Here is a 25,825-nt window from a genome sequence, read left to right as displayed (position 1 = left end):
GCGGTGCGATTGATCCACGTCAATCGCTGTCGTCTTGCTGCGCGCTACGTGTTTTCAACAATTCGCTGGGGAGTTTTCCGTGCCGCTGAGAACGATAGCCGTCTTCTTCGATCCGTCGCCTGCCGGCGAGGCGCGTGCCGACTATGCCGTCAAACTCGCATTCCGTCACCGCGCGCATCTGGTCGGGATCTTCGTGGTGCCATTCGGCTGGGACGGCAATCCGTCCGAATCCTTCGTCCGAGGGCAGGCCGCGGTTCGCGAACTCATTCAGCGCCATACGGCAAGCGAACTGGCTGCGACAAAGGCCGCGAGCCAAAGCTTCGCGACTGTCTCCACCCGCGAGGACATCAGTTGCGAGTTTCGTTGCATCCCTCCCGGTGAAGCCAATGAGGCGTCCGCCCTGAACGCGCTGCATTCCGATCTGGTGATCGTCGGCAGTCCACGGTCAGGCGGCCTGCCGCAGGAGTGGTCGGCGGAATCCCTGCTGCTCGCCACTGGTGTACCCGTCCTCCTGTTGCCCGAGCATTGGAGTGGGACCGCGGCGGAGCACATCGTGGTCGCCTGGAATGCCAGCCGTGAGGCACGCCGTGCCATCAAGGATGCTCTTCCGCTGCTTGCAGCCGCGCAGTCGGTGACTGTTCTCCTGGTGGATTCGCGCAAGAATGCCCGGCATGGCGAAGAGCCCGGCGCCGATGTCGGACTGTATTTGTCTCGCCATGGCGTAAAGGTGACCGTCGAGCGGATCCACTCCAACGGCGCTTCGGTCGCCGATGCCATCCTTGGTTTTGCCGGGCGCCACACAAGCGACCTGATCGTGGTCGGTGCTTACAGCCACGCGCGAGCGAGCCAGATGATCTTCGGCGGCGTGACCCGCGCCCTGTTGCGGGACGCGACCGTTCCATTGTTGATCGCGCATTGAGAGACCCGGCGGGCTAGCGCTGAAAATCGCTCATGCGGCTTCTCAGCCAGGCGAGAAAGCTGCGCGCCTTTTTCGGCAGGGGGCGGTTTTTCGGCCAGACCGCATAGTGCGCCAACGGGCGTTCGAGCGGTTGTTCGAACAGCGTCACGAGCGAGCCGTCGCGCAATTCGTTGCGGAGGAGGTGGAGCTGTCCTATCGCCACGCCGACCCCTTCGGTCGCGGCCTGATAGGTCAGCACCGAGCTCGGAAACGAGATGCCTGCGTCATTCAAGAGATCGAGACGATTGCAGGCCATCAGCCAGTCCGCCCAGTCTGTCCGCCGATAATGCGAATGCAGCATCGGCACCCGCTTCAGGTCGTCGATCGAATGCAGGTTCGCCTTGCGCCGCAAGGTGGGGCTGCAAACCGGCTGCAGAAGGTCGCGGAACAGCAGCTCGCTTTCAACGCCAGGCCATTTGCCGCCGCCGAACTGGATTGCGAGGTCGACCTTCTCCTTCTCGAAATCGACCGGCGCCACCGCATTGCTGATGCTGAGCCTAATGCCGGGATAGGCGGCGTAGAATGAAGGCAAACGCTCAATCAGCCATTTTGCCGCGAAGGTCGTGTAGACCCGCAGTCGCAACGGCTCCGATTTTCCGCTCGCGACCAGCCGCTGCGTGACTGTTTCGATAACGCGAAACGCCGGCGAAATCTGACGCTGCAGCTCCTCGCCCTCCGGCGTCAGCCTGATGCCGAGCTTGTCGCGCTCAAACAGCCGAAAGCCGAAAAAATTCTCCAGCGTCTGGATCTGGCGGCTCACGGCAGGTTGCGACACGCGCAAATCTTCCGCCGCCCGGGTGAAACTTTGCAGGCGGGCCGTTACTTCAAACACGTGCAGCGGATTGAGCGGCGGGAGCATTTGTGGCCATAACAAAATATCATGACCTTATAATCTATGTTCAGTTGCCGGGCAATGCTTTGGCTGGAAAACAGGCGTCAGTATCGTTCTTCCTGGCCCGGTGCAGATGGATTTCAGTCTCTCAGAAGAGCAGCAGATGTTCGCGGACTCGGTGCGCCGTTTTGCCGAGGGCAATCTTACCGAGGGCGCGCTTGCCCGCGCGCATGACCCGCGGTTTCCGTTCGATGTGGCGCGGCTGCTGGCGGATCAGGGGCTGCTCGGCATCGCCTTTGACCCGGCAGACGGCGGTCAGGGTGGAACGCTCTTGGATTCCGTGATCGCGATCGAACAGATTGCCTCCGTCTGTCCCCGCAGCGCCGATGTGGTACAGGCCGGCAATTTCGGGCCGATCCGCACCTTCGTGGAATATGCCAGCGCCGAGCAGAAGGCCCGCTATCTGCCCGACCTGCTCGGAGGCCGGGCCGTTATCAGCCTCGGCATGAGCGAGCCGGACGCAGGTTCCGCCGCGACCGAGATGAAGACCGCCGCAAAGGCCGATGGCGATCACTATGTGATCGACGGTAGCAAGGTGTTCGGAACCCACAGCCCGGATGCCAACCTGTTCCTGGTCTACCTGCGCTTCGGGCCAGGCGTCGGAGGCATCGGCTCAGTGCTGGTGGAGCGTGGAACGCCGGGTTTCACGGTCGGCAAGGCGTCCTCGTTCATGAGCGGAGAAGAGTGGAGCCCGCTGTATTTCGAGAACTGCCGGGTTCACAAGAGCAACGTTCTGCTCGGCCCCGGCGGCTTCAAGAAGCAGATATCGGGCTTCAACGTTGAACGGCTCGGCAATTCGTCGCGCTCGCTCGCGCTTGGCCGCTATGCCTTCAATCTGGCGCGGGAACACGCGCTGGTGCGCCGCCAGTTCGGACGGCTGTTGTGCGAATTCCAGGGCCTGCAGTGGAAGTTTGCGGACATGGCGACCAAGCTCGATTCCGCGCAATTGCTGCTCTACCGCGCTGCCAGCGTCAAGGAAGGCTTGCCCTCGGCGTACCACACCGCCATGGCGAAGCTGGCCTGCAATCAGGCGGGTTTCGATGCCGCCAACGAAGCGGTGCAGATCATGGGCGGTCTCGGCTACAGCACGGAAGGGTTGGCGGAGTACTGCATGCGGCGCACGCGCGGCTGGATGATCGCCGGCGGCTCGATCGAGATCCTCAAGAACCGGATTGCCGAGGATGTCTTCGAGCGGCGTTTCGATCAGCGCGGCGTCCAGGTTCGCGCGGCCGAGTAGGGCGATGGCGGACACCGGCTTCGTTCAACCGCTGCTCGCGCCCAGAAGCATCGCGCTGATCGGCGCCTCCGACGACAGCACCAAGACGTCGTCGCGGCCGCTGCGCTATCTGAGGCAGGCCGGATACGAAGGCACGATCTATCCTATCAATCCTCGTCGCGCGCAAATCGCGGGCGAGCGGGCATGGCCGTCATTGTCCGAGCTGCCCGCCGTCCCGGATCATGCCTTCATCCTGACGCCGACGGAGCAGGCCCTGGAGGCGGTCGAGGAATGCGCGCGCCTGGGTGTGCCCGTGGCGACGATCCTGGCGACAGGATTCTCCGAAGATCGCAATGCGGGACCTGCGCGGGTCGCGCGCCTCAAATCGCTGTGCAGGGATTCGCGGCTGCGCATCCTGGGGCCGTCGAGCCTTGGCGCCATCAACCTGCACCACCGCACGATCCTCACAGCCAACGCCGCGTTTGCGGAGCCGGATCTTCCGGTTGGCGGCACCTTCGTCGCCTCCCACAGCGGCAGCATGCTTGGCGGATTGATATCGCGCGGCAAGGCACGCGGCGTAGGCTTTGCGGGCCTGGTGTCGGTCGGCAACGAAATCGACCTCAGTCTCGGCGAGATATGCGCGGCGACGCTCGATGATCCCAAGATCATCAGCTACATGCTGTTTCTCGAAAGCCTGCGGCACGCCGACGATCTCAGAGAATTCGCGCTCGGCGCGGCGGCGCGCGGCAAGCCGATCGCAGCCTACAAGCTCGGGCGTTCGCCAGTGGCGGCGGAATTGGCGCTGTCGCATACCGGCGCGCTCGCCGGCGAGGATGACGTCGCCGACGCTTTCCTGGCCGATTGCGGCATCGCGCGGGTCGAGAATTTCGAAACGCTGCTCGAAGTGTTGCCGTTGCTCGAACGCGTTGCCCTCGGCGCAACCACGGGCCGAAGCCCTCGGGTCGGCATCCTCACCACCACCGGTGGCGGCGCGGCGATGGTGGTGGACGGTCTGGCGGGCAGGGGAATTGAGGTCGTCACACCTTCGAAAGAGACCTTCGCCGCCATTGGCGCTGCGGGCGTCGCCGTGCAGCACGAGCGGATCGTCGATCTGACGCTTGCCGGAACGCGCTATGACGTCATGAAGGCTTCGCTCGAGGCGATGCTGGCGGCACCTGAATTCGACATGGTGGTCGCGGTCACGGGATCTTCGGCGCGGTTTCAGCCCGAGCTCGCGGTAAGGCCCGTGATCGACAGCGCGGCATCCGGAAAGCCGCTTGCCGCATTCCTGGTGCCGGATGCGCCGGACGCATTACGTCTGCTTGGGCAAGCCGATGTGCCGAACTTCAGGACTCCGGAAGCATGCGCCGACGCGATCGCGGCAGCCTACAAGAGGCGCAGGCCGCGCCCGGCGCCGCCGGCCGCTCCACTCTCGTCCGGCACGCGACAGCTCGACGAACTCGAAGCCTATGTGCTGCTCGCAGGCCTCGGAATAGACCGTGCGCCGAGCGTGTCGCTTCCGGCCGACGGATCGAAGCTGGATCTGCCGTTCTCCTATCCCGTCGCGGTCAAGGCGCTCTCCGCAGAGATCGCACACAAGACGAATGTCGGCGGCGTCGCGCTCAACGTGACCAACGCGGAGGAGCTCAAGGCCGCGATCCTGCGCATCGCCGCCTCTGTGGCCGCGAACTGCCCCGGGATTGCGCTGCGCCATGTCCTCGTCCAGCCCATGACCTCGGGTCTCGGCGAGGTCTTGCTCGGGTATCGGCGTGACCCGGACGCTGGGCCGATCGTGCTGCTCGCAGCCGGCGGCATTTACACGGAGATCTATCGCGATCGCAGCATTCGCCTTGCGCCGGTCGACCTCGCTGGCGCGCGCGAGATGATCGAGGAGCTGAGCATCTCCCGCATCTTCCAGGGCTTTCGCAACCGGCCGGTCGGTGATCTGGAGGCACTGGCCCGCGCTATTGTCGCATTCTCGAAACTTGCCGAATATAGCGAGCGCGGCGTGATCGACGCAGAAATCAATCCCCTCATCGTCCGTCCAAAAGGAGAGGGTGTCCTCGCGATCGACGCGCTGGTGCAACTCGCACAACAGGGAGATCGTGATGATTGAGCAATTGAAAGAGCGTGTAAACGCCGACGCCGGCCTGGTTCGCCGCGGCCGTTTCCTCTCGACCAACTTCCTGCTCGAGGTCGGCTCGACGCAGTGGCTGGTAAACATCGTGGAAGGACAGGTTTCGTCGGTGACGCGAGGGCCGTTCGTGATGCCGTCGTGGTCGTTCGCGCTGCGCGCGCCGCAGGAGGAGTGGGCGAGGTTCTGGCAGGCTGATCCGCAGCCCGGTTCGCATGACCTGATGGCGCTGATCAAGCGCCGCGTTCTGAAGGCCGAGGGAAACCTCCAGGTCTTCATGGCGAACCTTCGTTACTTCAAGGAAAGCCTCGCCAAGCTGCGGGCGGGAGTTGCAGCATGAGCGCGAGCTTTGAACCGATCGTCGGCCGCTACATGAATCTTCAACTGCTGGGCCGGCCGCATCGCCTTTATGTCGAGGAGGCAGGGCAGGGCGTGCCGCTATTGTGCCTGCACACGGCCGGTTCGGATGGCCGGCAATATCGGGCGCTGATGAATCACAAGGACATCATTGCCCGTCATCGGGTGATCGCTTTCGATATGCCCTGGCACGGGAAGTCGTCACCGCCCGCGGGTTGGCACGATGAGGAATATCAGCTCACTTCGCAGCAATACACCACGATGATCCTCGAGATCATGCAGGCGCTCGAGCTGGACAAGCCCATCGTGATGGGATGCTCGATCGGCGGACGCATCGTGCTGCATCTGGCGCTGGAGCACCCCGATCGCTTCCGCGCGATTATCGGTCTGCAGGCGGGCGCTCACGTCGACCCCTACTATGATCTCAACTTCCTGCACCGGCCCGATGTGCATGGCGGCGAAGTGTGCGCGGCGATCGTCTCCGGCCTGGTCGGACCGAAGGCGCCGGTCAAGGAGCGCTGGGAAACGCTGTGGCATTACATGCAGGGCGGTCCCGGTGTTTTCAAGGGCGACCTGCATTTCTACAAGATCGATGGCGACATCCGCCAGCGCGTCGCGCAGATCGATACAGCGCGTTGTCCGCTGTTCCTGCTTTCCGGCGAATACGACTATTCGTGCACGCCCGAGGAAACGATGGCGGTCGCTGCAAGCGTGAAGGGTGCCCAAGCCACCATCATGAAAGGCCTCGGCCATTTTCCGATGAGCGAGGACCCTCTGGCGTTCATTGGTTACCTGCTGCCGGTGCTCGAGGAGATCAGCCGGACAGCCGGCAAAGGGTAATTGCAATTTTCAATTAAAGGGGAGGACAAGGGCAAATGAATCTTCGTTCCATCGTGCTGGCTGTGTCGGCTGCTCTGGCGGCCACGCCGGCTGCGGCCGAGATTTCGGGCGGCGTCGTGAAAATCGGCGTGCTCACGGACATGTCCGGTCCCTACGCCGACAATGTCGGCGCAGGTGCGGTGCTTGCGGCGAAAATGGCGGTTGAGGATTTCGGCGGCAAGGTCGCCGGCGTTCCGATCGAGGTCCTGTCTGCCGATCATCAGAACAAGGCGGACATCGGCCTTGGCATTGCACGGCGCTGGTACGACACCGAGGGAGTCGACACCATTACCGAGGTCGTGTCCTCGGCGGTCGCGCTCGCTGTTCAGCAGCTCTCGCGCGACAAGAACAAGGTCCTGCTGGCGACCGGCCCCGGGACGCCCGACCTCACGGGCAAGGCCTGCTCACCGGTCGGCATCCATTGGGCGTATGACAACTACGCACTTGCCAATGTCGCGACCGCACCGCTGGTGCATAGGGGGCTGAAGAGCTGGTACTTCCTGACCGCAGACTACAGTTTCGGGCATGCCTTGGAAGCGGAGGCGGCCAAGGTGGTCACCGCGAACGGGGGCCAGGTGCTCGGGTCGGCCCGAGCCCCGCTCAATACGTCCGACTTCTCCTCGTACCTGCTGCAGGCGCAGGCATCGAAGGCCCAGGTGGTCGGCCTCGCAAATGCGGGAGCAGACATGATGAACTCGCTCAAGCAGGCCAATGAGTTCGGTCTGACCGATGGCGGCCAGAATATCGCGGCCTTGCTCGTGAACCTTCCCGACATTCACGCCCTCGGTCTCAACAGCGCCAAGGGCCTGATGTTTGCCGACAGCTTCTATTGGGACCTCAACGACAAGACCCGCGCATGGAGCAAGCGCTTCATGGAGCGCTTCAATGGCAAGGCGCCCGGCAGCCTTCAGGCCGCCGTCTACGGTGCCGTGACGCATTACCTCAAGGCAGTGGAGGCAACCAAGAGCGATGAAGGAACGGTCGTCGCACAACAGATGCGCAAGACGCCCATCAACGATTTCTACACGGTGAACGGCACCATCCGCGAGGATGGCCGTGTGCTGCGCGACATGTACCTTCTGCAGGTGAAGCAACCGTCGGATTCGAAGTATCCGTGGGACTACTACAAGGTCCTCGCCACCGTTTCGGGCGACAAGGCGTTTCGTTCCTTGAAGGACGGTAACTGCCCGCTGCTCACGGAGAAATGAGGTCACTCCCGGTCAACACGCAAGCACGAGAGCGTCCGTATGGCAGTGGACTATCCTGAACTGAGGCTGTTCGTCGGCGGCCGATGGATCGGCCTTGACGCGCGAAAGGGTGAGCCGGTCTACAATCCGGCGACGGGAGGTGTCCTCGCCGAGCTCCCGCATGCGACCGTGGCCGATCTGGACGAAGCCTTGGATGCCGCGGCCGCAGGTTTCGAGCGGTGGCGGCGCACGTCTCCGGTCGAGCGGGCGCGGGTGTTGCAGCACGCGTCCGCCCTGATGCTCGAGCGGCGGGACCAGATCGCGACGCTGATCACGCTGGAGCTCGGCAAACCGATCGCCGAAGCAAAGGCCGAAGTCGAGCAGGCCGCGGGAATCTTCAGCTGGAATGCAGAGGAGGGGCGACGCGCCTACGGGCGGGTCATTCCGCCGCGAACGCGAGGGGCCATGCAGTTCGCTTTGCGCGAACCGATCGGTCCCATCGCCGCTTTCGCGTCCTGGAATGCGCCGGCAATTACGCCGTCGCGGAAGATCAGCGGTGCGCTCGCCGCTGGTTGCTCCGTGATCATCAAGGCGTCGGAAGAAACGCCGGCGACCGCACTTGCCATTGCCGCACTGCTGCAGGAGAGCGGTCTGCCGGATGGGGTGCTGAACGTCGTGTTCGGCAATCCCGCGGAGATATCGGCGAAATTGATCGGCTCTCCGATCATTCGCGGCATCACCTTCACGGGCTCGACCTCGGTCGGGAAACAGCTCGCATCGCTGGCGGTGCAGGGCATGAAGCGAATGACTCTGGAACTCGGCGGTCACGCACCCGTGGTGATTTTTGAAGATGTCGATCCGGAGGCAGTGGCACTCTCTGCGGTGACGGCGAAATACCGCAATGCGGGGCAGGTGTGCACGTCACCGACGCGGTTCTACGTGCATCGCGCGATCCACGATCGCTTTGTCGCGCGTTTCGCCGAGCTCGCAAGAGCCATCAAGGTCGGAAACGGCCTCGATCCGGCGACGAGAATGGGCCCGCTGGCCAATGCCCGCCGGTTGGAGGCGATGGACCGTTTCCTGGATGATGCCCGCTCGCGACAGATCGCGGTTCCGGTCGGCGGCAAGCGGATCGGAGGCGAGGGCTGCTTCTACAGCCCGACCTTGATCGCGAATGTCGATGAGGATTGCCTGGTCTCGAACGTGGAGCCGTTCGGACCGATCGCCGCGACAACTGCGTTCGACACGGCGGAAGACGCCATCCGTCTCTGCAACCGGCTTCCGTTCGGACTTGCCTCTTATGTGATGACCAACGACATGCGCAATGCCGGCGCCGTGATCGACGGCATCGAGGCCGGCAACGTCATCGTGAACCACTGGCAGGCATCGCTACCGGAGACGCCGTTCGGGGGCTACAAGGACAGCGGCGTCGGCTCGGAAGGCGGGGTCGAAGGGCTGCAGGCCTTTCAGAACATCAAATATGTGAGTGAGCATAGGCCGCCGTCGTAACGGCGCGGCTCAGGTCGCGCGCAACAGGTCCGCGACAGCCCGCCGGGCGATCGCGTTTTCCTCCGGCAGGCCGATCGAAATGCGCACCCAGGTATCGAGCGGTGGATAACTACGACCGATGTCGATGCCTTGTGCTGCGAGCGCGGACGCAATGGCTTGTTGCGGCCGGCCGGAGTTGAAGAACACGAAATTGCCCTGCGATTCCGTGAAGCGAACCTTTCGTTGCCGGAACAGCTCGTACCAGGCATCGCGCTCGACCGTGACCTTCGCGCGAACTGACGGCACATAGTCTGCATCTTTCAGACTGGCGTTCGCGGCGACGAGGCTGAGCCGATTGAGGCCGAAAAATGCGCCGATGCCGAGCTGCTTCACCGACTTGGCCAACTCGGCGGGCGCCAGCGTGTAGCCGATGGCAAGGCTGGCGAGCCCGTAGATTTTCGCGAATGTCCTGAAGACGGCGACCTGATCGCCGTTGCGAACGAGGCCGGCGACGGTTCGCTTCTCGAAATCCGGCGTGAATTCGAGATAGGCCTCATCGACGATGACGAGCGTGCGCTTGGAGAGATCGTGCACGAATTCGATGAACTGCGCCGCCTCGCTCACCGTGCCGCTCGGATTATGCGGATTGACAAGATAGACTGCGCGTGTCCGTCCATTGACCTTGCCGGCGATGGCGGGGAGGTCGTTCTCGAGTCGGTCGTTGAGTGGAACGCCGACCACGATGCCGCCGGCGGGCGAGACGGCATCGACCAGCGCAGTATAGCCGGGCTCGGAATAGATGAACTCGCCGCCCGTACCGCCGCGGGCCGACAGATACAGGCCGAGCACGTCGAGAATCTCGCCGAGTACGACCTGCTCGGCAGCAACATTCTCGTGCGCGGCAATCGTCCGCGTCAGCTCGGTGAGTTCGTCGCCGGTATAGCGGCTGAGACCGGTCAGGTGGGCCTTGATCGCCTCCACCGCCCGGGGCGAGGGACCGAACGGATTTTCATTCAAGGAGAGGCGAATTCGATCTTGTTTCGATGCATTGGCCATGGCTGGATACAAAAGACTGCTGGTTGCGGCCGCACTGATCAGCAGCCAATCGCGTCGAGAAAGCTCCGTCAGGGTGCTGCTCCTTACGGTCGATAGCGGTCGCAAAGTTGCGCCGGTCACCACCAACTATAAGCGACCAACGGGACGATCGAGAACACGTCAGACTGCACCGTCGCGCGATTGTTACGCGCGGTGAACTTACGTTGTCTACAGTCTTGATCTCGGATACGGTTCGGACTTCTCTCCGCGCGACACTCTCATTGTCGGGACCGACAACGAAAGGATTTTCGGATCGAACGAAAATCGACACACATCGGCGAATGCAAACGGTGAGTTTATTTTTCTCCGGTGCAAACTGCTGCGAACATTTCGACGTTGAGCACATGCAAAAGGAGGCAAGAATGAAGACAGTGGTTGTGTTCCTGTCGACGATTTTCCTGCTGGCCGTACCTGTGACGGCGCATTCCAAATCCGTTTTTGTTGCGAAAGTTCCTAGTGTCTGGCGCACGCCAAACGGCGCAGCCTTCCTGGAATTCCGTTCCAACCCTGATCTAAATCGCGCGTGGGTATCAGCGACCTTATGCGATAAATACGTTAATGGAGATTGGGCAGCGTCCGAATGCAAACCATACAACAGCTACAAGATTAGAGTTGCTGGCCTTGTCTACGATCGTTCGTTAGGTGCAATCCGCCTTGGCAAGCACGTGTGCGCCTGGGTGGAAGATGGACTTGTGCGGCCGATCTTTCGGCAGACGGGCCAGTGCAAACTCAACATAGGCACGGTTCGCCAAGACTACAGCGATGGCTTTGATACGTACTGGCGACCGATGGATGTGATCACCATCCAGCTAAATGATGGAACCGGCAGATAGGTCGAGCGGCGCGCGTTGCGGAATACTGTCTCGCTCTCGTGCAGCACAACGAGAGGAAGGCGAGGGTGATGCGAACCGAGCGCGTTGGCGCTAGGTAAACGTTGCTGACGTATCAAGGCGTGTCAATCGACCAAGAAGCTCGGCGAGCTGCGATGCAGCGAGAGGTAGAAAGCTCACCACACGGCTAGATACGTTGCCTTGGTGAGCGTTCGTTGCATCGTGCGGTCTTCGGATCTTACGAACGAGAAGTTCGTCGACGCGTTGCACCCGATATCGCTCGGTATCCGCTCGCGTGCTGTCGGCTGTATCGACCCCGGTCGTCAGCCTGGGGGGCAATTGCTCCTTGAGTTGTATTTGGCGAGGGACGGTGCGATGATGTTCGCGCTCACCGACGCGTACTTGAATGCGATCGTACCGGATTTGGTGCCGACTGCCAGCCTTGGACGATCGGTTTCTGGAATTCCAGGTCGCAAGCTTTTCTTCCTTGCAGACGCATGAGCACAGCAGTGAATGCGAACCCGGTCAGCGAGATTGTTGCCTGGCACGCGATATCTCAACAAGAGGTCGTGGAGCGACTCGGCACCAGCCGGGAGACAGGTCTCGATCCGGCTGAGGCCGCGGTCCGCCTTCGGAAATACGGGCCAAACCGTCTGCCGGAAGGCAGGAAGGAGGGACCATTTGCCCGGTTTCTCGCGCAGTTCAACAACATCCTGGTCTACGTGCTGCTCGCCGCGGGATTCACCAAGTTGATGCTGAACCTTTGGGTTGATGCGGCAATCATTTTTGCTGTGGTCATTCTCAACGCGCTGCTCGGGTTCATTCAGGAGGGCAGGGCCGAGAAGGCACTGGACTCCATCCGCAACATGCTGTCCGCGGAGGCGCGGACGTTGCGCGGTGGCGAGAGCCGCATGATTGCTGCGGAGCAACTTGTTCCGGGCGACGTCGTGCTCCTGGAGTCGGGTGACAAGATTCCTGCAGACCTGCGGCTCATCGAGACAAAGAACCTGCGGACCGAAGAGGCCGCCCTCACTGGCGAATCGGTACCGGCGGAAAAGAGTGTCGATGCAGTACCTGTGAACGCAACGGTCGGGGATCGCGAGAGCATGGCGTTTTCCGGCACCATGGTCACGTCCGGTCGCGCGACCGGAGTGGTCGTCTCGACCGGCAGCGAGACCGAGCTCGGCCGCATCAACCAGCTGCTCGCCAATGTCAGTGCGCTCGAGACTCCGTTGCTGCGCCAGGTCAAGAAATTCGGCTACGCCATCACCGCTGCGATCGGGGTGATCAGCGTCCTGATATTCGCCTACGGGAAGTGGGTGAAGGGTATGGACTTTGTGGAGTTGTTCCAGGCCGTTGTCGGCATCGCGGTATCGCTTATTCCGGAGGGACTACCCGCGCTCATCACGATTACCCTGGCCATCGGCGTGCAGCGCATGGCGCAGCGCAACGCCATCATCCGGCGATTGCCCGCGGTCGAGACGCTTGGATCGGTGTCGCGGATCTGCTCGGACAAGACGGGCACGCTGACGCTTATGGAAATGATGGTGGTGTCCGCCGTTACGGCTGAGTCAGCATATCAAATTACAGGCGACGGTTATTCGCCGAAGGGGGAGATCAGAAAGGACGGAGAGGCCGCGGGCAGGGAGCCGGTACTCGCGCTCATGGGGCGGGTCTCAATGCTCTGCAACGATGCGGAGCTGTTTCTGGAGGAAGGCCGCTGGAAAGTGGAGGGCGATCCGACGGAAGGGGCGCTCTATCCGTTCGCGGCCAAGCTCGGTATGGATCGGCAGGCAGAGCAGGCGGCAGCTCCGCGTATCGATGCCATTCCCTTCGAATCCGAGCACAAGTTCATGGCGACGCTCCATGAGGCTGCGAGCGGCGAGCAGGTGCTGCTGGTCAAGGGCGCCCCGGAAGTGATCCTCGATCACTGCGATCGCCAGCAGACCGCCGACGGCCCGCCGAGGCCCCTCGACCGCGAGCACTTCTTGAAACAATCAGACGGACTTGCGGCTCAAGGCGAACGTGTGCTGGCGCTGGCGTGGCTCGAGAATCCGAATGTGAAGGCCGGCAGTCTCACCGCGGCCGACTTGCCACGGACGCTCGTCTTGCTCGGCCTGATCGGCTTGCTCGATCCGCCGCGCAAAGAGGCCATCGAGGCTGTGAAGGAGTGCCATGGCGGTGGCATCCGGGTCACCATGATCACGGGCGATCACAAGATCACCGCCGCGGCCATCGCCAAGATGCTCGGTCTCGGCGACGGGAAGACGGCGATCACGGGCACCGAAATCGAGGGCATGGACACCGCGACGTTGCAGGAACGCGTTCGCACTGTTGATGTCTTCGCGCGTGCCAGCCCTGAACACAAGCTGCGCCTTGTGAAGGCCATCCAGGCCAATAACCAAATCGTGGCGATGACAGGCGATGGCGTAAACGACGCGCCTTCGCTCAAGAAAGCCGACATCGGCGTGGCCATGGGTATCAAAGGCACCGAGGTGACGAAGGAGGCCGCCGGGATGATCCTGGCCGACGACAACTTCGCCTCGATCTCGGCAGCAGTGAAGGAGGGGCGCACGGTCTACAACAACATCGAGAAGGCCATGCTTTTCCTGTTGCCGACCAACGTCGCGCAGGCAATGGTGATTGCGTCGGCCATCTTTCTCGGCTTCACCATGCCGATCACCGCCCCGCAAGTCCTTTGGGTCAATATGGTGACTTCGGTCGCGCTTGGCCTGGTCATCTCCTTCGAGCCGCACGAGATCGATGTGATGAAGCGGCCGCCGCGCGCGGTGGACCGCCCGATCGTCACAGGATTCGGGATTTGGCGGATCGTCTTTGTCGGCTTGGCGCTCCTTGCCTACACCTTGCTGGCATTCTTCTGGATGAAGGCCGAGGGCGCTTCGGACGGATTGGCGCGGACGGTCGCCGTCAATGCCATCACAATCGGCCAGGTCTTCTATCTCTTGAACAGCCGCTATCTGCTCGACTCGTCGCTCGACGTCAGGGCGCATATGGGCAACCCGTACTTGCCGCTCGGGATCGTTGCCGTGGTGATCCTGCAACTGATCTTCACTTACACGCCGCCGTTCCAGGCGACGTTCGGCAACGAAGCTATCCCGTTATGGGTCTGGCCCTGGCTGCTGGCGGGCGGTCTGGTGTTCTTCCTCGTCGTAGAGGCTGAGAAGCTGATCATTCGCTCGTCGGGCTCGCTGCGGAAGGTTGTCGTCGCTGCCGAAGCTGGCACATGACTGATCGCAGAGCCTTGGATCCCAGAGCCTTGGACAAAGGCGTCAGCCTTCGCGCGCAAGCTCCGCACGCGCGGCCGCCAGCTCCTTCTTCTGGCCCGCGCTCAGCGTCGGGTATGCAAGGTCAAGCTGCTCGACCGCCTCCACGATTGCCGCAGCGACGACAAGCCGGGTGAACCACCTGTTGTCGGCTGGGACCACATACCACGGCGCGTGCTCCGAAGCCGTGACCCGGATTGCATTTTCAAACGAGCGCATGTAGTCGTTCCAGAACTTGCGCTCGTGGATATCCGAAGGGGAGAACTTCCAGTTCTTCTCCGGCTCGTCGAGGCGCTTCATGAAGCGTTTTTTCTGCTCTTCGCGCGAAACGTTCAGGAAAAACTTGAGGATGACCACGCCCTGCCGCGTCAGGTAGTCCTCGAAATGCGCGATGTCGGCGAGCCGTTCGTCCCAGATCCGCTTGCTCATGAACCGCGGAGGCAATTTCTGCCGCTCCAGGATATCCTCGTGCACGCGCACAATGAGAACTTCCTCGTAATAGGAGCGATTGAATATGCCGATCCGCCCGCGCTCAGGCAGACGCTTGACGTAGCGCCACATGAAGTCGTGGTCGAGCTCTTCCTGCGAAGGCTGCTTGAACGAGTAGACCTGACAGCCTTGCGGATTGACCCCCGACATGACGTGTTTGATCGTGCTGTCCTTGCCAGCGGCATCCATGGCCTGGAAGACGAGCAGCAGCGACCAGCGATCCTGCGCATACAGCATGTCCTGTTCTTCCGCCAGCCACTGAGTGCCGCGTTGAAGGAGGCCGGCAGCTTCACCCTTGTCCATCTTCAGGCCGCGCGTATCGCCGGGGGCGAAATCCTTCAATTGAAAGCGCTTGCCGTTAGCGACGCGGAACGGGTGGGTGTACTTCTGGATTTGGTCGAGAATCTCTTTCCTCGGCATAGCGAGACCTCCCATTTGTGAAGAGACAATCTCGCTCGGTCGGCTAGACGCCGCAATGCTGTCGGCCTCAGTGATCGGGCAGCTCAGTACGATCTGGAATTCCCGGGCCGATCGCCAGCGCGGGAGCAATAGCAGGGAGGGCGTGCAGGACTCGCGTGAACGGACCGCAGACAATCGGGAGAGCGCTACAACAACGGCTCGAGGCTATGGCCTATACCAAATTCGCATAAGGTATATTATGGAATATTTTTATATACAATCAGATCAAAGATTTAGGCGAACTTCCTGATAGAAACGCCAATCTGGCGCGTCAGCGCCAGCTTCCCGTCAGGCAATCCGGAGCGACCGCATTGGCCAGTCCGCGTGTGAGCATCCAGCCGTCCGCCGCCCTGTGTGAAAGCCTATATTGCCGCCGGCTCCAGACGCTGCAATAAGCGCCAGCGAGATCGCTTGCCGACCCGCGGCACGGACAACAACAAGCCTCATAAAGGGAGCAAACCAAGATGACCTTTTCACGACGCGCGCTACTGAAGGCATCGGCTGCCTCGGCCGTTTTGGGCGCCCTTGGCGCGCCATTGGTGGCCCGCGCGCAAGCCGCCGAGTTCACCTACAAATACGCCAACAATCTGCCGGACAGCCATCCCATGAACGTCCGCGCCCGCGAGATGGCGGCGGCGATCAAGACCGAGACCAATGGCCGCTTCGACCTGCAAGTCTTCCCCAACAACCAGCTCGGTTCCGATACCGACGTGCTGAGCCAGATCCGTTCCGGCGGCGTCGAGTTTTTCACGCTGTCCGGCCTGATTCTGTCGACGCTGGTGCCGGCGGCATCCATCAACGGCATCGGGTTCGCGTTCCCGGACTATGACACGGTCTGGAAGGCCATGGATGGCGGGCTGGGCGCCTATGTCCGCGGCGAGATCAAGAAGGCCGGGCTCGAGGTGATGGAAAAGATCTGGGACAACGGGTTCCGCCAGACCACGTCGTCGACCAAGCCGATCAACGGTCCGGAGGATTATAAAGGCTTCAAGATCCGCGTGCCGGTCTCGCCTTTGTGGACCTCGATGTTCAAGGCGTTCGACGCCGCCCCCGCCTCGATCAATTTCAGCGAGGTCTATTCGGCGCTGCAGACCAAGATCGTCGAGGGTCAGGAGAACCCGCTGGCGATCATCTCGACCGCCAAGCTGTACGAGGTGCAGAAGTACTGCTCGCTGACCAACCACATGTGGGACGGCTTCTGGTTCCTCGCCAACCGCCGTGCCTGGGAGAAGCTACCCGAGGACGTCAGGACCATCGTCGCCAAGAACGTCAATGCGGCGGCCGTCAACGAGCGTGCCGACGTCGCCAAGCTGAATGCCAGCCTGCAGCAGGAACTGGCCGGCAAGGGCCTCATCTTCAACCAGCCGGGCATCACGCCGTTTCGCGACAAGCTGCGCGCCGCGGGCTTCTATGCCGAATGGAAAGGCAAGTACGGCGACCAGGCCTGGGAGCTTTTGGAGAAATCCGTCGGCAAACTGTCGTAAGCTCCAGCGCGCCAACTCAATAATCTCTAGTGCAGGGGGCCGTGATGGCTCATGCCGAACTGAGCGAGATCATGGCCGGCGAGGCGGACCACTCCCCTCGCCGCCGTTCGTTCACGGAATCGCTCGAACACACCCTCGGACGGCTGGTCGAGATCCCGGCGGCGCTATTGGTCGTAGCCGAGATCGTGATCCTGTTCGCCGGCGTGGTTGCTCGCTATGCGCTGCACAGCCCGCTGATCTGGTCGGACGAACTGGCCTCGATCCTGTTCCTGTGGCTGGCGATGCTGGGCGCTGCGGTCGCGTTCCGCCGCGCCGAGCACATGCGGATGACCGCCGTCGTCGCCAATGCGCGTCCGGCGCTGCGGTCCTATCTCGATCTCGTCGCCACCGCCGCGGCGCTGGCGTTCCTGCTTCTGATCGCCTGGCCGGCCTACGAATACGCTTACGAGGAAAGCTACATCACGACGCCGGCGCTGCAGATCCTCAATAGCTGGCGGGCGGCGGCGCTACCGACCGGGATCGGCCTGATGGCGCTGTTCGCGCTGCTGCGGCTCGCCCGCGCGGCCGATGTGCGGACGGTGCTGGCCGCAATCGCATCGGTAGCGGCGGTGATTGCCGTATTCTGGCTGCTCAAGGGCGTCTTGCGACCGCTCGGCAACCTCAATCTCATCATCTTCTTTGTCGGCGTCACCGGCTTTTCGGTCTTCGCCGGCGTGCCGATCGCGTTCGCGTTCGGGCTTGCGACCTACGGCTATCTGGCGCTGACCACCGGCACGCCGCTGATGGTGCTGGTTGGCCGCATGGACGAGGGCATGAGCCATCTGATCCTGTTATCAGTGCCGCTGTTCGTCTTCCTGGGTCTTCTGATCGAGATGACCGGCATGGCGCGGGCGATGGTCGCCTTCCTGGCGAGCCTGCTCGGTCATGTCCGTGGCGGACTGCATTACGTGCTGGTCGGCGCGATGTATCTGGTCTCCGGCATTTCCGGCTCCAAGGCCGCCGACATGGCCGCCGTCGCGCCGGTGCTGTTTCCGGAGATGAAGGCGCGCGGCGCCCGTCCCGGCGATCTCGTCGCCCTGCTCTCCGCCACCGGCGCGCAGACCGAAACCATCCCGCCGAGCCTCGTGCTGATCACCATCGGCTCGGTCACCGGCGTTTCGATCGCCGCACTGTTCACCGGCGGCCTGCTGCCTGGCGTGGTGCTGGCGATCACGCTGTCGGTGCTGGTCTGGTGGCGCTACCGCAAGGAGGACTTGCGGCACGTGAAGAGGGCGAGCGGCGCCGAGATTGGGCGGACACTCATCATCGCCCTGCCGGCGCTGGCCCTGCCTTTCGTGATCCGCTACGCCGTCATCGAGGGCATCGCCACCGCAACGGAAGTCTCTACGATCGGCATCGTCTACGCCTTTATCGTCGGCTTCTTCATCTATGGCCTTTTGATCTACCGCAATTTCGACTGGCGGCGACTCGTGCCAATGCTGGTCGAGACGGCTTGCCTGTCGGGTGCGATCCTCCTGATCATCGGCACGGCAACCGGGATGGCCTGGGGGCTCACCCAGTCCGGCTTCTCGCGGGCGCTCGCCGCGGCCATGACCGGCCTCCCCGGCGGCTCGGCAAGCTTCATCGCGGTGTCGATCCTGGCATTCGTGATCCTCGGCAGCGTGCTCGAGGGGATACCGGCGATCGTGCTGTTCGGGCCGTTGTTGTTCCCGATTGCGCGTGCCGTCGGCGTCCACGAGGTGCACTATGCCATGATCATCATCCTGGCGATGGGCATCGGATTGTTCGCACCGCCCTTCGGCGTCGGCTATTATGCGGCCTGCGCCATCGGGCGCGTCGATCCGGCGGAAGGCATCAGACCGATCTGGGGCTATCTTCTGGCGCTGATGGTTGGACTGATCATCGTCGCGATCTTCCCGTGGATTTCCATCGGGTTCTTGTGAGACTTTAATCTTTAATGGGATCCAGCCATGAGCGCAGCCCAGAACCAGTACAATATCGGATTGGACAAGACGCCCGCCAACTACGTGCCGCTGACGCCGCTCAGCTTCCTGGCGCGTTCGGCCGCCATCTATCCCGACCATGTCAGCACCGTCTATGAAGGCCGTAGCTTCACCTGGGCCGAGACTTACGATCGCTGCCGGCGCTTCGCGTCCTATCTCGCCAGCCGCGGCATCGGGGTTGGCGATACCGTTGCGGCGATGCTGCCGAACATCCCTGCGATGAACGAACTGCATTTCGCGGTGCCGATGACCGGCGCGGTCTTGAACACGTTGAACATCCGGCTCGACGCGCCGTCGATCGCGTTCCAACTCGATCATGGCGGCGCCAGGATCATCCTGGTCGATCCCGAATTCGCCGGCGTCATCGCCGACGCGCTGGCGCAGATGAAAGGTCCCAAGCCCTTCGTCATCGACGTCGATGATGCATCGTTCGATGGCGGCCAGCGCATCGGCGAGATCGAATATGAAGCGGCGCTCGCGCTGGGCGATCCCGCCTTTGTCGAGCGTCGGCCTGACGACGAATGGGAAGCGATCGCGCTCAGCTATACGTCGGGGACCACGGGTAATCCCAAGGGGGTGGTGACGCATCACCGCGGCGCCTATCTCAACGCCGTCAGCAACATCCTCGCGGGTAATCTCGGACAGCATCCGGTCTATCTCTGGACGCTGCCCATGTTCCACTGCAACGGCTGGTGCTTTCCCTGGACCATAGCAGCCGCCGCAGGCGTCAATGTCTGCCTGCGCAAGGTCGAGCCCACCAGGATCTTCGAGCTGATCGCAAAACACGGCGTCAGCCACATGTGCGGCGCGCCGATCGTCTACAACGTGCTGATCAATGCGCCGGACGCGCCGAAGGGCGGGCGCGCAAAGCCCGTGATTGGATTGATCGCAGGCGCCGCCCCGCCGGTCGCCGTGCTCGAAGGCGCCGAGCGGATCGGCATCAAGCTCACACATGTCTATGGCCTGACCGAGGTCTATGGCCCTGCCTCCGTCTGCGCCGAGCAGCCCGGCTGGGACGAATTGCCCGCCCCGCAGCGCGCTCAGATGAAACGGCGACAGGGCGTGCCCTACCCGCTCGAGGAGGCTGTCACCGTGCTCGATCCGGCCACGATGCAGCCCGTGCCGCGCGACGGCGAGACCATCGGCGAAGTCATGTTCCGCGGCAACATCGTGATGAAGGGCTATCTTAAGAACGAGAAGGCGACGCAGGAAGCCTTCGCCGGCGGCTGGTTCCACACCGGCGATCTCGGCGTGCTCGATCAGCACGGCTACGTCATCATCAAAGACCGCTCCAAGGACATCATCATCTCCGGCGGCGAGAACGTCTCCTCGGTCGAGGTCGAGGATATTCTCTACAAGCACCCCGCTGTGCTGTTTGCGGCAGTGGTCGCCAAGCCCGACCCGAAATGGGGCGAAGTGCCCTGCGCCTTCGTCGAGCTGAAGCAAGGTGCGCAGGCGACGGAGGCAGAGATCATCGCCTTCTGCCGCGAGCAGATGTCCGGCTTCAAGACGCCGAAGGCGGTCGTGTTCGGCCCGATTCCGAAGACCTCGACCGGCAAGATCCAGAAATTCATGCTGCGTAACCAGGTCGGATCAGCGAAGGCGATCTCGACCTAGCCGCGATCACCGCCGTCGTTACGAGCGCAGCGAAGTAATCCATCTATCCACGGGCGCAAGCGGAGGAATGGATTGCTTCGCTGCGCTCGCAATGACGACGATGGACTTTTACCCCGCCTTGTCCAGCACCAGCCGCATCCCGTCATAGGCCGGCACCACGCCCGCGGGCAGGCTTTGGCGGAGCACTTCGTAATCGAGGTCGGCGTGCATATTGGTGATGACGGCGCGCTTCGGCTTGAAGCGGTCGATCCATGACAGCGCGTCGGCCACGCTGAAGTGGCTGGAATGCGTCGCATAGCGCAATCCGTCGACGATCCAGAGATCGAGGTTCTCCAGCGCCGGCCAGCTTTCCGTAGGGATATCGTGCAAATCTGGCGTGTACGCCGCGCCGCCGACGCGAAAGCCGAGCGCGGGAATCCTGCCGTGCTGGACCAGGAAGGCGGAAAGCTTGACCGGACCGCCCTTCCCCTCGGTCGTATGGCTCTCGCCCGCCTCGATACCGTGACGCGTCAGGATCGGAGGATAGTCGCTGCCCTCGGGCGAGATGAAGCAATAGGAGAACCGCGCCATGATGTCCTTGGCGGTCGACTGGTTGAAGTAGACCGGAATGCGTCGGCGCTGATGCATCACCACCGAGCGCAGGTCGTCGATGCCATGGGTCTGGTCGGCGTGCTCATGCGTGAGGAAGACCGCGTCGATGTGATCGACGTTGGCGTCGATCAGTTGCTCACGCAGGTCGGGCGAGGTGTCGACCACGATCCGCGTGGTGCCGTGCGCGCCATTGCGCTCGACCAGCAGCGAGCAGCGGCGGCGGCGGTTCTTCGGATTGTTCGGATCGCAGGCGCCCCAACCGAGCGCCGGGCGCGGCACGCCGGCGGAGGAGCCGCAGCCCAAAATCGTCAACGTGAGCGTCATGCCCCCTCTTTCGGAGCCGGCACTTTCGAGAAGAGCCGGAAGAAGTTTTCGGTGGTCTGTCGCGAGATTTCCTCGAGCGAAACGCCGCGCGTCTCGGCGAGGACCTTGGCGACCTCGACCACGTAAGAAGGCTCGTTGCGCTTGCCGCGGAATTTGCCGGGCGCGAGATACGGCGAGTCGGTCTCGACCATGATGCGATCATCAGGCAGCTCGGCCGCGAGCGCCCGCAACGCCTCCGATTTCTTGAAGGTCAGGATGCCCGTGAACGAGATCGACAGGCCAAGCGAAATCGCTTTCATCGCGAGCTCACGCCCGCCGGTGTAGCAATGCAGCACCGCCTTGAACGGTCCCTTCGCCACCTCGTCTTCCAGGATGCGGCCGCAATCCTCGTCCGCCTCGCGGGTGTGGATCACGAGCGGCAGGCCGGTGGCGCGTGCAGCGGCGATATGCGCGCGGAAGCCGCGCTCCTGCGCCTCGCGCGAACCGTGCTGGTAGAAGTAGTCGAGCCCGGCCTCGCCGAGCGCCACGACCTTCGGATGCCTGGTCAGCTCGATCAGTTCGGCCGGCGCAATGCCGTCTTCCTCGTCGGCCTGATGCGGATGCGTGCCGACCGAGCAATAGACGTTCGGAAAACGCTCGGCGATCATAAGCAGCCCATCGAGCCGCCGCACCCGGGTCGAGATCGTGACCATGCGCCCCACGCCCGCACCCTCGGACCGCGCGACGATGGCGTCGAGATCCTCGGCAAAGTCAGGAAAATCCAGGTGGCAATGGCTGTCGACCAGCATGTCCTTCCAACCGCTCAATCGGTCTTTGGTTCGACATAGCGAGGGAACACGCCGACCGGCGGCGGCAATTGGACGCCCGGCTTGAGCCGCTCGCCAAAGGCCGCGAATTGGCGCGACTTATGATCGTGCCTGGGAATGCCCAGACTGTCGAGCAGCTTGGCCGAGGCTTCCGGCATCACAGGCTGCGTCAGGATCGCGATCTGGCGCACGACCTCCGCGGTCACATACAGCACCGTCTTCTGCCTGATAGGATCGGTCTTGGCCAGCGCCCATGGCGCTTCGCCCGCGAAGTAGCGGTTGGCTTCGGCCACCACGGCCCACACCGTGTTCAGCCATTGGTGGATCTGCTGGGTCGCCATCGCATTTCGCGACGCCTCCAGCATGTTATCTGCCTGCGCCAGGATCGCCTTGTCATTGTCCGAGAACTCGCCGGGCTCCGGCAGCACGCCGTCGAGCTGCTTGGCGATCATCGACAGCGAGCGCTGCGCCAGATTGCCGAGATCGTTAGCAAGGTCGGCATTGATGCGCGCGACGATGGCCTCGTGGCTGTAATTGCCGTCCTGCCCGAATGGCACCTCGCGCAGGAAGAAATAGCGCATCTGATCGACGCCATACTGGTCCGCGAGGTTGAAGGGATCGACGACATTGCCGACCGACTTCGACATCTTCTCGCCCCTGCTGAACAGGAAGCCATGGGCATAGACGCGCTTCTGCACGGGGATGCCGGCCGACATCAGGAAAGCGGGCCAATACACCGCGTGGAAGCGGATGATGTCCTTGCCGATGATGTGCACATCCGCCGGCCAGTACCGCCAGTTCGGATCGGTCTCGTCGGGATAGCCGACACCGGTGATGTAGTTGGTGAGCGCATCGACCCAGACATACATCACATGTTCGGGATCATTGGGCACCTTGACGCCCCAGTCGAACGTCGTGCGCGAGATCGAGAGATCCCTCAGCCCGCTCCTGACGAAGCTCATGACTTCGTTGCGGCGCGAGTCCGGCCCGATGAAATCGGGTTGGCTCTCGTAGAGATGAAGCAGTCTGTCCTCGTACGCGGAGAGCTTGAAGAAGTAGCTCTTCTCCTCGACCCACTCGACCGGCGTGCCCTGCGGTCCGCGGCGGACATTGTCCTCGCCGACGACGGTCTCGTCCTCGGCGTAATAGGCCTCGTCGCGCACCGAGTACCAGCCGGAATAGCTGTCGAGATAGATGTCGCCATTCGCCAGCATGCGATCCCAGATCGCCTGCACCGAGCGGTGGTGCGCCGGTTCGGAGGTGCGGATGAAACGGTCGAACGAGACGTTCAGCCGCTCGTCCATTTCCTTGAAGCGGGCGGCGTTGCGCGTGGCGAGTTCGTGCGGCGTCAGTCCCTCGCCTTGCGCGGTCTGGATCATCTTCTGGCCGTGCTCGTCGGTGCCGGTCAGGAAGAACACGTCCTTGCCGTCGAGCCGCTGGAAGCGCGCCAGCGCATCGGTCGCGATCGCCTCATAGGCGTGGCCGATATGCGGCTGGCCATTGGGATAGGCGATCGCGGTCGTGATGTAGAACAGGTTGCCGCGATCGGTCGCAGGCGCGGGGTTGGCGGCGGGATCGGGTTGCTTCGGCTTTGGCTTCGGCGCCTTCTTCGCCACCGGCGCGGGCGCGGGTGTGCTGGCCTGCTCAGGAGCAGGAACCGGCTTTTCCGGCGCAGCCTTCTTCGTGGTTTTCTTTACCGGTTTTTTCGCGGTCTTCTTGGTTTTGGCAGTCGCTTTCTTGCTAGCTGCCTTCTTGGCAGTTGCCTTCTTGCCCGCGGCTTTCTTGACGGCGGTTTTCTTCTTGGCAGCTTTCTTCACGGCCGTCTTGGCCGTCTTTTTCGCCTTCTTCGTAGTCGCCTTCTTCTTTTTCGTGCGCGTTTTCACCGCGGCCTCGGCGGCGCGACGTGCTGCCTTCTTCGTCTTTTTCTTCTTCGAAGCTTTCCGAGCCACAACGAATTCCTCAAGGTGCAGTTCAAGCGAAAATGATCGGGATTGGTGAAATGGCGGATTACCGCACGGCTTCCGCGAGCATCGAAAACACCGAGAACACCAGCGGTTTGCGTTCCAGATTGTATGCTTCGGTATCGCGCGCGGCGAGGACGATCTTTTCCCATACCTCCGCCAGCCGTGCAAGGCGCGGCAAATTGGCGTTGGGATCGCCCGTGCGCAGTCTGTCGCTGATCCAGCGTTCGACGCCCTCGATGAAGGCCGCGAGCGCCACGCGATCGCTGAGGCCCAGCGAATCCGCGAGCGCATGCAGTTCGCGCGGATCGACCTGCGGCAATGTCGCAAGCAGCGCTGCGGTCTTCTGCTGCAGCTTCAGCGCGTCGCCGCCGAGAAGGTTCAGCGCCCGCGCCACGCTCCCCTGCGCCGCTGCGGCGGCCTCGATCAGCGCCGGATCGTCGGGTGCCATTTCGGCGGCCGCGGAAGCGGCGCGGATGACGTCATCGGTATCAAGCGGCCTGAGCAGCAATTTACGGCAGCGGGACAGGATCGTCGGCAGCACCCGCGACGGCGCGTGGCTGACCAAAAGGAACAGCGATTGTTGCGGCGGCTCCTCGAGAATCTTCAGGAGCGCATTGGCCGCATTCGGATTGAGCTCGTCGACGGTATCCACGATGCAAACGCGCCAGCCCTCGACCGCAGCCGTCGAGCCGAAGAACGAGATGGTTTCGCGGGTCTCGTCGACCGTGATCACCGTCCGCAGCACGCCGCGGTCGTTGAGCCCGCGCTCCAGCACCAACAGCCCGCCATGAGCACCCGCCGCGACCTGCCGCGCCACCGGATCCTGCGGATCGACCGCCAGCGTTTCCGCCTGCTGCACGGAAGGCGCGAGCGGATCGCGGTGCGCCAGCACGAAGCGCGCCATGCGATAGGCCAGCGTCGTCTTGCCAATGCCCGCCGCACCGCCGATCAGCCAGGCGTGCGGAATGCGGCCCGAGCGATAGGCCGCGAGCAGCGCGGTCTCCGCCTCGCGATGCCCGAAGAAATCGGGCGTCTCGCGCGGATGCCGGACCGCGATCTCCTGCTCGACCTTGCGCGCGCTCATGCGTGGCTCGCCGCCGGAATTGCTGTGAGGAGGCGCTCGCGCAACGCATGCCAGATGCGCTCGGCGACCGCATCGGCGTCGGCATCGGCATCGATCAGCAGGCAGCGCTGCGGGTCTTCGACCGCGAGCTGCCGGTACGCCTCGCGCAAATCCTGATGGAACTGGACGTCCTCGGACTCGAAGCGGTCGGGCGCCGCGCTGCCGCGCCGTGCCGCCGCCCGCTTCAGGCCGACTTCCACGGGCACGTCGAGGATGAAGGTGAGATCCGGCTTGAGGTCGCCGATGGTGACGCGCTGCATGGCGCTGACGAGGCCGGGCGGCACCTGTCCGAGCCGGCCCTGATAGACGCGCGTCGAATCGAAGAAGCGGTCGCAGAGCACCCAGATGCCCTGATTCAGCGCTGGCTGGATCACGGTGCGGACATGGTCGTCGCGCGCGGCTGCGAACAGCAGCGTCTCGGCGTCGGGCCCGAGCAGCTTGCCCATGCCCGACAGCAGCAGATGGCGGATGATCTCGGCGCCCGGCGAGCCGCCGGGCTCGCGGGTGACGATGGTGCGCACCTTGGTCCCGTTCAGCCGCTCGGCGAGCCGCTTGATCTGTGTGGATTTTCCGGACCCCTCGCCGCCTTCGAACGTGATGAAACGCCCGCGCAAGGATGGTCGTTTGGCCCTCGCCTTTGCCATA

20 protein-coding genes are annotated in these 25,825 nt (G+C 62.9%); 12 read left to right on the top strand and 8 right to left on the bottom strand.

The window, feature by feature from the left end; genetic code table 11:
* Nucleotides 1–79 precede the first annotated feature (79 nt).
* Complete coding sequence (locus AC5ZG1_RS22350) at nucleotides 80–919, top strand: universal stress protein (RefSeq protein ID WP_496134104.1); 840 nt, start codon at nucleotides 80–82, stop codon at nucleotides 917–919.
* A 13-nt stretch (nucleotides 920–932) separates the two neighbouring features.
* Here the strand turns inward: AC5ZG1_RS22350 and AC5ZG1_RS22345 are convergent, their stop codons facing one another.
* A complete protein-coding gene (locus AC5ZG1_RS22345) occupies nucleotides 933–1,817 on the bottom strand; it encodes a LysR substrate-binding domain-containing protein (protein ID WP_035690792.1) in 885 nt (294 codons plus the stop codon).
* A 106-nt stretch (nucleotides 1,818–1,923) separates the two neighbouring features.
* Here AC5ZG1_RS22345 and AC5ZG1_RS22340 point away from each other — a divergent pair, with 106 nt between their 5' ends.
* The 6 genes from AC5ZG1_RS22340 to AC5ZG1_RS22315 are packed head-to-tail and all read left to right on the top strand — an operon-like array spanning nucleotide 1,924 to nucleotide 9,132.
* Complete coding sequence (locus AC5ZG1_RS22340) at nucleotides 1,924–3,087, top strand: acyl-CoA dehydrogenase family protein (RefSeq protein WP_456641650.1); 1,164 nt, start codon at nucleotides 1,924–1,926, stop codon at nucleotides 3,085–3,087.
* Between the two features lie 4 nt (nucleotides 3,088–3,091).
* A complete protein-coding gene (locus tag AC5ZG1_RS22335) occupies nucleotides 3,092–5,182 on the top strand; it encodes an acetate--CoA ligase family protein (protein ID WP_496134103.1) in 2,091 nt (696 codons plus the stop codon).
* A complete protein-coding gene (locus tag AC5ZG1_RS22330; RefSeq protein ID WP_496134102.1) occupies nucleotides 5,175–5,540 on the top strand; it encodes a hypothetical protein in 366 nt (121 codons plus the stop codon). Before AC5ZG1_RS22335 ends, AC5ZG1_RS22330 begins: the two co-directional genes overlap by 8 nt.
* A complete protein-coding gene (locus tag AC5ZG1_RS22325; protein WP_496134101.1) occupies nucleotides 5,537–6,397 on the top strand; it encodes an alpha/beta fold hydrolase in 861 nt (286 codons plus the stop codon). The genes AC5ZG1_RS22330 and AC5ZG1_RS22325 overlap by 4 nt, the downstream gene beginning before the upstream one ends.
* Before the next feature lie 35 nt (nucleotides 6,398–6,432).
* Entirely contained in the window at nucleotides 6,433–7,644 is a 1,212-nt protein-coding gene (locus AC5ZG1_RS22320) for an ABC transporter substrate-binding protein (protein WP_130223388.1), read from the top strand.
* A gap of 39 nt (nucleotides 7,645–7,683) precedes the next feature.
* On the top strand, nucleotides 7,684–9,132 hold the full coding sequence (locus AC5ZG1_RS22315) for an NAD-dependent succinate-semialdehyde dehydrogenase (protein ID WP_496134100.1): 1,449 nt from the start codon (nucleotides 7,684–7,686) through the stop codon (nucleotides 9,130–9,132).
* 9 nt (nucleotides 9,133–9,141) lie between these two features.
* On the opposite strand, the gene AC5ZG1_RS22310 is transcribed toward AC5ZG1_RS22315, so the two are convergent.
* A complete protein-coding gene (locus tag AC5ZG1_RS22310; protein WP_456641656.1) occupies nucleotides 9,142–10,167 on the bottom strand; it encodes a pyridoxal phosphate-dependent aminotransferase in 1,026 nt (341 codons plus the stop codon).
* Nucleotides 10,168–10,568: 401 nt separating this feature from the next.
* Between AC5ZG1_RS22310 and AC5ZG1_RS22305 the strand changes: the two genes are divergently transcribed.
* Together AC5ZG1_RS22305 and AC5ZG1_RS22300 are read left to right on the top strand one after the other, a co-directional pair.
* Complete coding sequence (locus AC5ZG1_RS22305; protein ID WP_496134099.1) at nucleotides 10,569–11,039, top strand: hypothetical protein; 471 nt, start codon at nucleotides 10,569–10,571, stop codon at nucleotides 11,037–11,039.
* 494 nt (nucleotides 11,040–11,533) lie between these two features.
* Nucleotides 11,534–14,284, top strand: a complete 2,751-nt coding sequence (locus AC5ZG1_RS22300; RefSeq protein ID WP_496134098.1) for a cation-translocating P-type ATPase — start codon at nucleotides 11,534–11,536, stop codon at nucleotides 14,282–14,284.
* Nucleotides 14,285–14,326: 42 nt separating this feature from the next.
* Here the strand turns inward: AC5ZG1_RS22300 and AC5ZG1_RS22295 are convergent, their stop codons facing one another.
* Nucleotides 14,327–15,229: a polyphosphate kinase 2 family protein gene (locus AC5ZG1_RS22295; RefSeq protein WP_130223378.1), complete on the bottom strand. Its 903-nt coding sequence runs from the start codon at nucleotides 15,227–15,229 to the stop codon at nucleotides 14,327–14,329.
* A 503-nt stretch (nucleotides 15,230–15,732) separates the two neighbouring features.
* Here AC5ZG1_RS22295 and AC5ZG1_RS22290 point away from each other — a divergent pair.
* Genes AC5ZG1_RS22290 through AC5ZG1_RS22280 form a run of 3 tightly spaced genes read left to right on the top strand, consistent with a single transcriptional unit; the run spans nucleotide 15,733 to nucleotide 20,372 of the window.
* On the top strand, nucleotides 15,733–16,752 hold the full coding sequence (locus tag AC5ZG1_RS22290; RefSeq protein WP_496134097.1) for a TRAP transporter substrate-binding protein: 1,020 nt from the start codon (nucleotides 15,733–15,735) through the stop codon (nucleotides 16,750–16,752).
* 44 nt (nucleotides 16,753–16,796) lie between these two features.
* The gene (locus AC5ZG1_RS22285) at nucleotides 16,797–18,695 is read left to right on the top strand and encodes a TRAP transporter large permease (RefSeq protein ID WP_496134096.1); all 1,899 of its coding nucleotides are present in this window, start codon (nucleotides 16,797–16,799) and stop codon (nucleotides 18,693–18,695) included.
* A gap of 27 nt (nucleotides 18,696–18,722) precedes the next feature.
* Complete coding sequence (locus tag AC5ZG1_RS22280) at nucleotides 18,723–20,372, top strand: acyl-CoA synthetase (RefSeq protein WP_130223372.1); 1,650 nt, start codon at nucleotides 18,723–18,725, stop codon at nucleotides 20,370–20,372.
* 108 nt (nucleotides 20,373–20,480) lie between these two features.
* Here AC5ZG1_RS22280 and AC5ZG1_RS22275 read toward each other — a convergent pair whose 3' ends face one another.
* The 5 genes from AC5ZG1_RS22275 to tmk are packed head-to-tail and all read right to left on the bottom strand — an operon-like array spanning nucleotide 20,481 to nucleotide 25,824.
* On the bottom strand, nucleotides 20,481–21,287 hold the full coding sequence (locus tag AC5ZG1_RS22275) for an MBL fold metallo-hydrolase (protein WP_496134095.1): 807 nt from the start codon (nucleotides 21,285–21,287) through the stop codon (nucleotides 20,481–20,483).
* Complete coding sequence (locus tag AC5ZG1_RS22270; protein WP_496134150.1) at nucleotides 21,284–22,075, bottom strand: TatD family hydrolase; 792 nt, start codon at nucleotides 22,073–22,075, stop codon at nucleotides 21,284–21,286. The genes AC5ZG1_RS22275 and AC5ZG1_RS22270 overlap by 4 nt, the downstream gene beginning before the upstream one ends.
* Before the next feature lie 14 nt (nucleotides 22,076–22,089).
* On the bottom strand, nucleotides 22,090–24,042 hold the full coding sequence (gene metG, locus AC5ZG1_RS22265; protein ID WP_496134094.1) for a methionine--tRNA ligase: 1,953 nt from the start codon (nucleotides 24,040–24,042) through the stop codon (nucleotides 22,090–22,092).
* A gap of 58 nt (nucleotides 24,043–24,100) precedes the next feature.
* Nucleotides 24,101–25,141 (bottom strand): DNA polymerase III subunit delta', encoded by a 1,041-nt coding sequence (locus AC5ZG1_RS22260; RefSeq protein WP_496134093.1) that lies wholly within the window; start codon nucleotides 25,139–25,141, stop codon nucleotides 24,101–24,103.
* Nucleotides 25,138–25,824 carry a dTMP kinase gene (tmk, locus tag AC5ZG1_RS22255; RefSeq protein WP_456641663.1) on the bottom strand — a complete coding sequence of 229 codons (687 nt, stop codon included), beginning with the start codon at nucleotides 25,822–25,824 and terminating at the stop codon, nucleotides 25,138–25,140. Before tmk ends, AC5ZG1_RS22260 begins: the two co-directional genes overlap by 4 nt.
* Between the last annotated feature and the right edge of the window lies 1 nt (nucleotide 25,825).

It is taken from the genome of Bradyrhizobium sp. Leo78 (assembly GCF_059512425.1).
The sequence above is the reverse complement of the archived record's forward strand: the minus strand, read 5'-3'. Positions and strand labels throughout refer to the sequence as shown.